Source organism: Labrys sedimenti (assembly GCF_034424805.1).
Taxonomy (GTDB): Bacteria; Pseudomonadota; Alphaproteobacteria; order Rhizobiales; family Labraceae; genus Labrys; species Labrys sedimenti.
In genome coordinates this window covers 47,180-57,636 of record NZ_JAXOUF010000013.1, presented here as the reverse complement: position 1 = coordinate 57,636, position 10,457 = coordinate 47,180, and the positions used below count along the sequence as shown (strand labels likewise).

11 protein-coding genes are annotated in these 10,457 nt (G+C 65.9%); 9 read left to right on the top strand and 2 right to left on the bottom strand.

Annotation, left to right across the window (positions count from 1 at the left end):
* Nucleotides 1-104: 104 nt before the first annotated feature.
* Nucleotides 105-1,373, top strand: coding sequence for a reverse transcriptase domain-containing protein (locus U1R88_RS26490; RefSeq protein WP_322433950.1), 1,269 nt, complete (start codon nt 105-107; stop codon nt 1,371-1,373).
* A gap of 178 nt (nt 1,374-1,551) precedes the next feature.
* Here the strand turns inward: U1R88_RS26490 and U1R88_RS26485 are convergent, their stop codons facing one another.
* Nucleotides 1,552-2,448, bottom strand: coding sequence for a LysR family transcriptional regulator (locus U1R88_RS26485; RefSeq protein WP_322433949.1), 897 nt, complete (start codon nt 2,446-2,448; stop codon nt 1,552-1,554).
* A 129-nt stretch (nt 2,449-2,577) separates the two neighbouring features.
* Between U1R88_RS26485 and U1R88_RS26480 the strand changes: the two genes are divergently transcribed.
* From U1R88_RS26480 to U1R88_RS26460, 5 genes are all read left to right on the top strand, one after another.
* The gene (locus U1R88_RS26480; RefSeq protein ID WP_322433948.1) at nt 2,578-3,057 is read left to right on the top strand and encodes a carboxymuconolactone decarboxylase family protein; all 480 of its coding nucleotides are present in this window, start codon (nt 2,578-2,580) and stop codon (nt 3,055-3,057) included.
* Between the two features lie 183 nt (nt 3,058-3,240).
* On the top strand, nt 3,241-4,158 hold the full coding sequence (locus tag U1R88_RS26475) for an MBL fold metallo-hydrolase (protein WP_322433947.1): 918 nt from the start codon (nt 3,241-3,243) through the stop codon (nt 4,156-4,158).
* Between the two features lie 122 nt (nt 4,159-4,280).
* Complete coding sequence (locus U1R88_RS26470; RefSeq protein WP_322433946.1) at nt 4,281-5,033, top strand: SDR family oxidoreductase; 753 nt, start codon at nt 4,281-4,283, stop codon at nt 5,031-5,033.
* Between the two features lie 92 nt (nt 5,034-5,125).
* Complete coding sequence (locus U1R88_RS26465; RefSeq protein WP_322433945.1) at nt 5,126-5,536, top strand: cupin domain-containing protein; 411 nt, start codon at nt 5,126-5,128, stop codon at nt 5,534-5,536.
* Nucleotides 5,537-5,650: 114 nt separating this feature from the next.
* On the top strand, nt 5,651-6,697 hold the full coding sequence (locus U1R88_RS26460) for a mechanosensitive ion channel family protein (protein ID WP_322433944.1): 1,047 nt from the start codon (nt 5,651-5,653) through the stop codon (nt 6,695-6,697).
* On the opposite strand, the gene U1R88_RS26455 is transcribed toward U1R88_RS26460, so the two are convergent.
* Nucleotides 6,603-7,091 carry an RrF2 family transcriptional regulator gene (locus tag U1R88_RS26455; protein ID WP_322433943.1) on the bottom strand — a complete coding sequence of 163 codons (489 nt, stop codon included), beginning with the start codon at nt 7,089-7,091 and terminating at the stop codon, nt 6,603-6,605. The genes U1R88_RS26460 and U1R88_RS26455 overlap by 95 nt on opposite strands.
* 252 nt (nt 7,092-7,343) lie before the next feature.
* Between U1R88_RS26455 and purH the strand changes: the two genes are divergently transcribed.
* From purH to U1R88_RS26440, 3 genes are all read left to right on the top strand, one after another.
* Nucleotides 7,344-8,933: a bifunctional phosphoribosylaminoimidazolecarboxamide formyltransferase/IMP cyclohydrolase gene (gene purH, locus U1R88_RS26450; RefSeq protein WP_322433942.1), complete on the top strand. Its 1,590-nt coding sequence runs from the start codon at nt 7,344-7,346 to the stop codon at nt 8,931-8,933.
* A 341-nt stretch (nt 8,934-9,274) separates the two neighbouring features.
* The gene (locus U1R88_RS26445; RefSeq protein ID WP_322433941.1) at nt 9,275-9,739 is read left to right on the top strand and encodes a hypothetical protein; all 465 of its coding nucleotides are present in this window, start codon (nt 9,275-9,277) and stop codon (nt 9,737-9,739) included.
* Entirely contained in the window at nt 9,736-10,419 is a 684-nt protein-coding gene (locus U1R88_RS26440) for an OmpA family protein (protein ID WP_322433940.1), read from the top strand. The genes U1R88_RS26445 and U1R88_RS26440 overlap by 4 nt, the downstream gene beginning before the upstream one ends.
* Nucleotides 10,420-10,457 lie beyond the last annotated feature (38 nt).

Genomic DNA, 10,457 nt, shown 5'->3' with positions numbered 1-10,457 from the left:
GCGCAGAATGGGCGGCAACGTACCTCTGCAGTGGTCAGCGCCTGTCGGACGGGTGGGGCTCACAAACAGGACCCTAAGGACACTTGAAACCGCCATCGCCTCTCATGAAGTTAGTGCAGAGCAAGGCAACGCTGCACAAAGCATGGCGCGTTATCCAAGAGAATGCCCAGACGTCCACATCGCTTGACGTCCGCGCTGAGGTTGATGAGTTCGCGGCCGATCCGCAGAAGAACATCAACGTGCTCAGTGGTCAGTTGTCTGCCGGCAGCTTCAGATTTCCGGAAGCCAAGGGCATTCCGGTGGCTAAGAAGAACGCAGACGGAAGCAAAAGCGTCAAATTCCGCCCGCTTGTGCTGGCTCCGCTACGTTCGCGTATCGTCCAGCGCGCGGTACTTGAGGCCTTGGAGACAGTTCCCGGACTCAGTCGCTATTTTCACAATCCCAACAGCTTCGGCGGCATCAAGAAGCAGAAGAATGGGCTCGCAGCAGTCCCCGCCGCAGTGCAGGCTGTACTCACGGCGATAGGCAATGGTGCCACCCACGTGGCATTTGCCGACATACGTGCCTTCTTCACCAAAATACCCAAACCCCACGTGACGGACATCATTGCGAAGGTCACGGAAGATCCACCGTTCGTTGTGTTGTTTGAGGATGCCATTAGGCTCGAACTATCAAACATGGCCGAGCTCAAGGAGAAAGCACAGGCCTTTCCAATAGAGGCTATCGGGGTTGCTCAGGGCAATTCTTTGTCACCTCTGCTGGGCAACATCCTGCTTCATGACTTTGATCGCCGCATGAACGAGGGTGACTGCGTGTGCGTCCGGTATATCGACGACTTTATCATTCTCGCGCCTTCAGCAGCGGCCGCGAAAGCCCGCATGCGGCTGGCCATCAGCATCTTGGCTGAGTTCGGGATGACCCTCTCCGAGGAAAAGTCTTCGACGGCGCCCCTGAGAGTCTCCGACAAGTTCGATTGGCTTGGAATCGAATTCAACAACGGCTTCATCCGCCCATCATCGAAGGCGATCTCGAAGCTGGAGCTAAATGTACAGAAGCGCTTCAAAGAAAGCGCTAAGGGCATGCGGGAGACGAAGAGAGGCGACGCCATTCCTCGGAAACATTCCCTCGTAGCCACTCTCCACAGGACCGACAGCATCATTCGCGGGTGGGGCAAGCATTATCGCTTCTGCAACGATGATGCACTGTTTGGCCGAATAGATGCGAAAATGACTGGCTTGGTGGTAGCCTTCCTCGGCGAATACCGAGACATCAAGAGGCGACGTGACCCCAAGGATGCGGCGTCCCTATTGGGTATTGAGGATCTCGCCCGGCAGCAGCGCAGGCCGCTGGTCTGGCCGACAAAAGAGGGCTAGTCCGAGATGCCTGCTGTGTCCGTTTATGAGAGTCGACCGAGGCAATGTCGACGGCCAAGATGGGGCGCTGAGCGGCCATTCCTGCGAAACACCCGCAAAATTGTGAAGGGTCAAACCGAGACTTCCCGTCAAATCCTTGTCAGCCCTTTCTCCTTCCTGGTCACCGCAGTTATCCCCCTCACCCCATCATCATATCCCCCCTCACCGCCTCCACCACGAACTCCATCACCGCCTTCACCCGCTGCGGCAGGTTGCGCCGGGAGGGGTAGACCAGCGTGATCGGCAGCCGGGCCGGCGGGAAGTCCGGCATCAGGCTGACGAGGCGGCCGGCTGCGATGTCGGGGCTGGCGAGGATGTGGGAGAGGATGGCGAGGCCGCCGCCGGCCAAAGCGGCGCGGTGGACGGCGACGGCGCTGTCGGCCACGAGGCGCGGGGCGATGCGCAGGCGCGTCTCGTCGGCGCCGTCGGAGAAGCACCAGAGCCGCCCGTCGCCGGCGCGGGCGTAGCAGATGCAGTCATGCCGAGGCACCTCCTCCGGTCGCACCGGCGCGGGGCGCCTTGAGAGATAGCAGGGTGCGGCCACCAGATAGGCCGTGGTCCAGCCGATGCGCCGGCCGGTCAGGCTGGAATCCTCGACGGCGCCGAGGCGCACTTCGAGATCGATGCCCTCGCCGATGAGATCGGAGGGCGCCTCGCGCAAGAGAAGATCGACGGTCAGGCCGGGATGGCGGGCGAGCAGCTCCGGCAGGCGCTCTGCGAGGGCTAGGCCCAGCGGGGCGGGCAGGCTGAGCCGCACCTTGCCGGTGACCGCAGCCTCCGCCGCGCCGGCGCTCTCGCCCAGCGCCTCCACCGCCTCGATCACGCGCAGGGCCATCGGGATCAGCCGCTCGCCCTCGGCCGTCAGCGCCAGGGACACCGTAGTGCGATGGAGCAGGCGCAGGCCGAGCCGCGCCTCCAGCGCCGAGACCTGGCGCGACACCGCCGGCTGGGTGAGATCGAGACCGGCAGCCGCCGCGGTGAAGGAGCCGGTCTGCGCCACGCGCAGGAAGGTCCGCAAGGCGCCAACGATGTCCATTCCCCACCCCCCATACTTTTGCGCATAGGCCTTATGCCCGGAGTTTAGGCAGGTAAGGCTTTACTGTCCAGCTATTACGGATATTTTATATCCATAAGGATATTGAATATCCTTAATAAGGAAACGGACATGAGCCAGCGCCTGAATTACGCCCAGCAATCCCCGGACCTCTTCAAGAAGCTCTCCGATCTCAGCATGACCCTGAAGGGCAGCGTGATCGAGGAGAAGCTCCGCGATCTCGTCAACATCCGCGCCTCGCAGCTCAATGGCTGCGCCTTCTGCCTCGACATGCATGTGAAGGAAGCCAAGATCCACGGCGAGAGCGAGCTGAGGCTCTACCACGTCGCGATCTGGCGCGAATCCAACCTGTTCGTGCCGCGCGAGCGCGCCGCTCTGGCCTGGACCGAGGCGGTGACCCGGCTGCCGGAAGGCGGCATCCCCGACGAACTCTATGAGCGCGTGCGCGGCCAGCTTTCGGAGAAGGAGGTGTCGGATCTCACCTTCGCGATCGCCATCATCAACACCTGGAACCGCGCCTCCATCGCCTTCAAGTCGGTGCCGGGTTCGGCCGACAAACTCTACGGGCTGGATAAGGCCGGCCTGAGCTGAGGCTTCTTCCCGGGTGCGCGGACGTCACAGCGACATGCCTGCATGTCGCGACGTCCGCTCTTGGAAGCGCTGCGTCTGCAGAAGGGGAAGAGGCGGACGAGACGTCCGCGCACCCGGAAACAATCACCACCAGCGGCACGGGGCCTCGTCGGCGCCGGAGCCACCACCAAACAGGAGGCCAATATGAGCCTGGACAACACCTTGACGCCCGCCAGACCCAAACCCGACGAACTGGTGCCCTCGCGCTACGCGGTGAAGATCGGCGAGATCGACGTGCTTGTGGTCAGCGACGGCGTGCTGCCGTTGCCCACCCAGATGCTGGGCCACAATGCCGAAGCTTCCGTGCGGGCCGCCTGGCTGAAGGACATGTTCCTGCCACAGGACGCCTTCGACTGGGCGCTGAACGTGGTCGTGGTGCGCAGCGGCGCGCAGACCATACTGATCGATGCCGGGCTGGGGCTCGACCCGGACCTCAACCTGCCGCGGGCCGGCCAGCTGATCAAGCGGCTGGAGGCGGGCGGCATCGACCTCGGCGCCGTGACCGACGTGGTGCTGACCCACATGCATATGGACCATGTCGGCGGCCTGCTCGTCGACGGCGTGAAGGAGCGCCTGCGGCCCGACCTCAGGATCCATGTGGCCGAAGCCGAGGCCAGGTTCTGGGAGGCACCCGATTTCTCCCATGTCGCCATGCCGCCGGGCTTCCCGGATGCGCTGCGGGCGACCGCCAAGCGCTTCGCGGCTGAATATCGCGACCACCTCCGGCTGTTCGGCGAGGAGCATGAGGTGGCGCCCGGCGTGGTCGTCTCCCGCACCGGCGGCCATACGCCGGGGCACAGCGTGGTGCGCCTCGCCTCCGGCGGCGACCGGCTGATGTTCGCGGGCGACGCCATGTTCGCGGTCGGCTTCGAGCATCCCGACTGGTTCAACGGCTTCGAGCACGATCCGGAGGAGGCCGCCCGCGTGCGCGTCGGCCTCCTGCGGGAATTGGCTGAGACCAACAGCCTCTTGGTGGCCACCCACCTGCCCTTCCCCTCGGTCGGCCATGTCGCCGTGGACGGCGAAGCCTTCCGCTGGGTGCCGGTGTTCTGGGACTACTGAGAAGCTTCCCTGGGAGCGCGACCGTCCTCGTCCGCCTCTTCCCCCTCCCGCATGCGCAGCGTTTCTAAGAGCGGACGAGACGTCCGCGATCCCAGGGACAACACCCCCAAAGGAGACATCCCATGAAAATCGTCATCATCGGCGGCACCGGGCTGATCGGCACCAAGACGGTGGCGCGGCTCCAAGCCAAGGGCCATGAGGTGCTCGCCGCCTCGCCCAATACCGGCGTCAACACCATCACCGGCGAGGGCCTCGCCGAGGCGCTTGAAGGCGCGCAGGTGGTGATCGACCTCGCCAACTCGCCCTCCTTCGAGGACAAGGCCGTGCTGGAGTTCTTCGAGACCTCCGGCCGCAACCTGATGGCGGCGGAAAAGGCGGCCGGCGTCGGGCACCATATCGCCCTCTCGGTCGTCGGCACCGAGCGGCTGCAGGACAGCGGCTATTTCCGCGCCAAGCTTGCCCAGGAGACGCTGATCAAGGCCGCCGGCATTCCCTTCACCATCGTGCACTCCACCCAGTTCATGGAGTTCCTGGCCGGCATCGCCCAGTCCGGCACGATCGAGGGCAAGGTGCATCTCTCGCCCGCCTTCGTGCAGCCGATCGCCTCCGACGACGTCGCCGACGCCATGGCCGATGTCGCCCTCGCCGCGCCGGTGAACGGCACGGTCGAGATCGCCGGCCCGGAGCGCTCGCGCCTCAGCGATCTCGTCGCCCGCTACCTCAAGGCCAGCGGCGATGCCCGCGAGGTGGTTGTCGATCCCGAGGCCCGCTATTTCGGCGCCCGCCTCGAGGACGGCTCGCTCGTCAGCGACAACAATCCCCGCCTCGGCCGCATCGGCTTCGAGGCATGGTTCGCCGCCAATCCGAGGAAGTGAGGCGGTACTTCGCCGCGAAAAACGCGGGTCGCCTTCTCCACGCAGTGGGGAAGGCTTCTCGCCAAATCATCCTCCAACCAGGAATCCCAGCCATGATCCGTCCTCTCCTCGCTGCCTTCGCCATCTCCACTCTGCTCACCGCGCCGGCCGTTGCCGACGGCAAGACGGCCAAGGTCTCGCTCGTCTATGAGCACGAACTGCCCAACGTCCCCGGCAAGAGCCTGAAGGGCGTGCTGGTCGAATATGGTCCCGGCGGCTTTTCCGAGGGCCACACCCACCCCGCTTCCGCCTTCATCTACGCCACCGTGCTGGAAGGGGCGATCAAGAGCCAGGTCAATGACGGGCCGGTGAAGGTCTACCGCGCCGGCCAGAACTTCTCGGAAATGCCGGGCGACCGCCACGGCGTCAGCGCCAATGCCAGCAAGACCCGGCCCGCCAAGCTGCTGGCGGTGTTCGTGGTCGACACCGCCCAGAAGGAACTGACCTTCCCGCTGCAGAAATAAGGGGTTGCGGCTGGGCTTGGCGCAGCGCGAAAAGCCCTCTCCACGCAGTGGGGAGGGTGGCCCGCGCCTTTCTTGGTGCGGTCCCCATATACACGTTCCCACCGAGCCCCAGCCATGGTCGATGATCCCGCTTTCCTGCCCCTCGTGCTGATCGACCTGCTGGGGCTTGCCGGCATCGTCGTCTGGCATCTCCAGGGGCGCCGGCGCCCGCGGGCTCGCCTGATCGTGCAGCTCCTGTTCTTTTCGGCGATGACGGCCCTCGTCGCGTTCAACGGCATCTGGCCGCATCAACTCGGCGCCAACGAAACCGCCGGCCTTGCCGCCTTCGTCGCCAAATCGGCGCGGGTGCTGTGGTGGACGCACCTGGCCTGGGCCGTCATCGGCCTGATGCATATTTACTTCGCCCTCAACCGCCGGCCGCGCGAGGCCCATCTCCTGCAGGACCTGTTCGTCGCCCTCGCCTATCTCGGTGTCGCCCTCTCCATCCTGGGCTTCGTGTTCGGCGTGCCGGTCGGCACGCTGGTGGCGACCTCTGGCGTGGTCGCCGTCATCCTCGGCCTCGCCCTGCAGAACACGCTCGGCGACGTCTTTTCCGGCATCGCACTGACGCTCGGGCGCTCCTATGGCCTCGGCGACTGGATCGTGCTCGGCGACGGCACCGAGGGGCGGGTGATCGAGACCAATTGGCGTTGCACCAATCTGCTCTCGGGCGCGCATAATGTGGTGGTGCTGCCCAACAGCCTGCTGGCCAAGCTCAGCCTGACCAATCTCAGCCGCCCCGACGAGACCCACTGGATCAGCCAGAGCGTGCGGATCGCCGCCAGCCAGGACCCGCGCGACAGCGTCGAGGCGCTACGGACCGTGCTCAGGGCCTGCGAGGAGATCCTCCGCGATCCCGCGCCGATCGTGGCGCTCAAATCGGTCGATGCGCTGGCGATCGAGGCCGAGCTGCAGTTCTGCGTCGCCAATCCGGCGCGGCGCACGCCGGCGCGCAACGAGGTGCTGGACCGGCTCTACCAGGCCTGCGGAGCCGGCGGCCTCGCGCTCGTGCCCTCGCCCGCCTCCCTCATCCTGCCCGCGCCAGCACCCATTCGAAGCTATCCTTCCACAATTGCTCCGGGATCTCCTGCGACAGGATTGCGACGAGATCGGACAGCTTGACGCTGCGCAGCTTGCCCCGCCAGGCCTCGTCCGCCGCCCACATGATGCGCGCCACCGCGCAGGGCCCGCTCTCGCAATAGCCCTGGGGGCGGCAGGGATTGTTGGCGCGGATATTGGTGCACACGAAGGTGCGCGACGGCCCCTCCACCGCCTCGACGATATCGAGGAAGGTCAGCTCGGCCGGGGGCCTCGCCAGCCGGTAGCCGCCGGAGGGCCCGAGTGTGGTGTCGACCAGCCCCGCCTGCGACAGGTGCTGCAGCGCCTTGGAGAGATATTCCTTCGGCACGCCGTGGAACTCGGCCAGCGCCTTGGTCGAGAGGTAGCGCCCCGCCGGCAGGCCGGCGAGGATCGCACAGCAATGCAGCGCCCATTCGACTTGGCTTTTGAGGATCATCCGTTCATTCCGTAGCGGCAGTACGCGCCGATAATTACGGATATACGATATCCCTATTGGTGCAGCGTGTAAATGCGGGGTGTCCCGGGTGCGCGGACGCCCCGTCCGCCTCTTCCCTTCGGTGAGCGCAGCGTTTCCAAGAGGCGGACGGGACGTCCGCGCACCCGGAATGCCTGCCTCTCCCATAAAATCTCCCCCTTCCCCTCATCTTGCGCTATCAAGCGGCCAAACCCTGCCTCGGAGATTTCAACCTTGACCGCTGCCGCCCCCATCGCCCGCGCTTTGCTGTCCGTTTCGGACAAATCAGGCCTGATCGACTTCGCCAAAGGCCTCGCCGCCCATGGCGTCGAGCTGGTCTCGACCGGGGGTACGCGCAAGGCGCTGGAGGAGGCTGGCCTCCCCGTCAAGGACGTCTCCGACATCACCGGCTTTCCCGAGATGATGGACGGCCGCGTCAAGACGCTGCATCCCAATGTGCATGGCGGCCTGCTCGCCATCCGCGGCAATGAAGAGCATCGCGCCGCCATGGCCGCCCACGGCATCGGCCCGATCGACCTCCTGGTCGTCAACCTCTACCCCTTCGAGGCGACGCTCGCCCGCGGCGGCAGCTTCGAGGACCTGATCGAGAACATCGACATCGGCGGCCCCGCCATGATCCGCGCCGCCGCCAAGAACCATGACGACGTCACCGTGATCGTAGACGTCGCCGATTACGACGACGTGCTGGCCGAGATCGCCGAGAATGCGGGCGCCACCAGCCTGCCCTTCCGCCGCCGCATGGCTGCCAAGGCCTATGCCCGCACCGGCGCCTATGACGCCGCCATCTCCAACTGGTTTGCCGCGACGCTGGAGGAGGACACGCCGACCTTCCGTGCCTTCGGCGGCACGCTGGCCGAGGCCCTGCGCTACGGCGAGAACCCGCATCAGAGCGCGGCCTTCTACCTCACCCCCGAAAAGCGCCCGGGCGTCGCCACCGCCCGCCAGCTTCAGGGCAAGGCGCTCTCCTACAACAACCTCAACGACACCGACGCCGCCTTCGAATGCGTGGCCGAGTTCGACCCGGCCAAGTCGGCCGCGGTGGTGATCGTCAAGCACGCCAATCCCTGCGGCGTCGCCGAGGCGCCGACGCTGGTCGAAGCCTATGAGAAGGCCTTTGCCTGCGACCCCGTCTCGGCCTTCGGCGGCATCATCGCGGTGAACCGCACGCTCGACGCCGATACCGCACGGAAGATCGTCGAGATCTTCACCGAAGTGATCGTGGCCCCTGACGCCAGCGAGGAAGCCATCGCCATCATCTCGGCCAAGAAGAACCTGCGCCTGCTCGTCACCGGCGCCCTGCCCGATCCGCGCGCGGAGGGCCTCACCGCCAAGACGCTGGCGGGCGGGCTGCTGGTGCAGTCGCGCGACAATGCCGTGGTCGACGACATGACCCTGAAGGTGGTGACCAAGCGCAGCCCCACGCCCAAGGAGATGGCCGACCTCGCCTTCGCCTTCCGCATCGCCAAGCATGTGAAGTCCAACGCCATCGTCTATGTGAAGGACGGGGCCAGCGTCGGGATCGGCGCCGGCCAGATGAGCCGGGTCGATTCGGCCCGCATCGCCGCCGCCAAAGCTGCCGATGCCGCCAAGCTGGCGGGCCTGCCGGAAACCCTCACCAAGGGCTCGGTGGTGGCGTCCGATGCCTTCTTCCCCTTCGCCGACGGGTTGGAGGCCGCGGTCGCCGCCGGCGCCACCGCCGTGATCCAGCCGGGCGGCTCGCAGCGCGACGCCGAGGTGATCGCCGCCGCCGACGCGGCCGGCCTTGCCATGGTGTTCACCGGCACGCGCCATTTCCGGCACTGAGGCCGGCCCGGCTGCGCGGCGTGCGATCAGCCTTCTCCGCATGGCGGGAAGGCCGTCTGCCCTCCACGCGTCGCGGCAGGAGGCCACGCGCCGCCGCGCCCCCTCGCCTGTTCCCGCAGGTATAGCTGCCCAGCCTCGCAATGACGCATCCAGGCTATCGTAATGTCTTGGCCCGGCTGCAGTCTCGCCCCTTCTGTCCACAGCCTATAGCTGTAGATGATCGTGCAGTTGAACTGCCGACGGGCCCGGTGATAGTTTCACTCTGAAATCCATAAGCTTGCAATCGGCTTTTTGATTCAATTGGGGTGCTGGGGAGACTTGGGGTGCTGGGAAGCGTTGGAATGAAGTCGTTTTTTGTGCGCGCGGTGATTGCCGCCGGCCTGGCCGTGACGATGGCTGCCCCTTCGGTGGCCGGGGAGGCCGCCCAGGTGGTGCATCAGGGCAGCGTGCAGACCAGCGTTCCCGCCGGAGTCACGGTGATCGTCAAGAAGATCACCGTGGGCGAGGACGCCACGGTGGTCAGCCTCGTCGCCTCCTTCGACAGCCGTCAGACCAACCGCGTCAATCTCAACGACGTCAACGCCTTCCTCGACATCGGCAACAGCCAGAAGCTCAGCCTGCGCCAGCCCGAGGACAATCCCTATCTGATGATCCAGAACGGCCAGAGCATGGATGGCGAACTGGTCTTTCCCGGCCGCATTCCGGCCGATGCCGGCGAGGTGCGGCTGGTCTTCAACGACGGCAATGCGGGCGATGATCTCAACGCTCCCGGCCTGACGCTCAAGATCCCGGTCAAGGCGCAATGAGGCGCCTCGGCGCCGCCGCGGCGCTGCTGGTCCTGGCTCTTCCGGCATGGCCGGCATCGGCCCTCGTCATCGAGCATCGGCGAGAGCCGATCGGCGAGCACCCGACGCTCGTCCGCCCCAGGCTCATCGGCGTCAGCCGCTGGCAGCCCTATGCCTTGCCACCCACGCGCTTTGCACCGCAGGCCCCGGCAAGCCGGCTCGGCCCGGCTGGCGGAGCTTCCAGCTTGCGCCTCAGGGAGGTGCCGGCCAAGCTGCGCAGCCGCACGCAGGCCCTGCTGGAGCAGTTCGGCGCCCGCGAGAGCGAGGGCAAGATCCTGATCAGCCTGCCCGGCGACGTGCTGTTCGATTTCGACAAGGCCGACATCCGTGCAGACGCCAAGCCGGTCCTGGCGCGCCTCGTCGAAGTGCTCAAGGCCTTTCCCAAGGCCCCGGTGGCGATCGGCGGCCATACCGATGCCAAGGGCGAGGACGACTACAATCTCGCCCTGTCCGAGCGCCGCGCCGTCTCGGTAAAGGCCTATCTCGCCCGCAGCAAGATCAGCCCTGGCCGCCTGACCATCGAGGGCTATGGCGAGGCCCGCCCCGTTGCCCCCAACCAGAAGGCCGACGGCGCCGACGATCCCGAGGGTCGCCAGCGCAACCGCCGGGTTGAGTTCGAGATCGGCAAGCCGCCGGAATGATCGAGGCCCGCTCCATCACACTCCTCCAGCAAAAGGCG

What these genes read in the sequence shown, in the direction of transcription:
- U1R88_RS26480 (WP_322433948.1), top strand. Translation starts at nt 2,578, where the DNA reads ATGAGCCAGCGCCTGAATTACGCCCAGCAATCCCCGGACCTCTTCAAG.
- U1R88_RS26475 (WP_322433947.1), top strand. Translation starts at nt 3,241, where the DNA reads ATGAGCCTGGACAACACCTTGACGCCCGCCAGACCCAAACCCGACGAA.
- U1R88_RS26470 (WP_322433946.1), top strand. Translation starts at nt 4,281, where the DNA reads ATGAAAATCGTCATCATCGGCGGCACCGGGCTGATCGGCACCAAGACG.
- U1R88_RS26440 (WP_322433940.1), top strand. Translation starts at nt 9,736, where the DNA reads ATGAGGCGCCTCGGCGCCGCCGCGGCGCTGCTGGTCCTGGCTCTTCCG.
- U1R88_RS26445 (WP_322433941.1), top strand. Translation starts at nt 9,275, where the DNA reads ATGAAGTCGTTTTTTGTGCGCGCGGTGATTGCCGCCGGCCTGGCCGTG.
- U1R88_RS26485 (WP_322433949.1), bottom strand. Translation starts at nt 2,448, where the DNA reads ATGGACATCGTTGGCGCCTTGCGGACCTTCCTGCGCGTGGCGCAGACC.
- U1R88_RS26490 (WP_322433950.1), top strand. Translation starts at nt 105, where the DNA reads ATGAAGTTAGTGCAGAGCAAGGCAACGCTGCACAAAGCATGGCGCGTT.
- U1R88_RS26455 (WP_322433943.1), bottom strand. Translation starts at nt 7,091, where the DNA reads ATGATCCTCAAAAGCCAAGTCGAATGGGCGCTGCATTGCTGTGCGATC.
- U1R88_RS26460 (WP_322433944.1), top strand. Translation starts at nt 5,651, where the DNA reads ATGGTCGATGATCCCGCTTTCCTGCCCCTCGTGCTGATCGACCTGCTG.
- U1R88_RS26465 (WP_322433945.1), top strand. Translation starts at nt 5,126, where the DNA reads ATGATCCGTCCTCTCCTCGCTGCCTTCGCCATCTCCACTCTGCTCACC.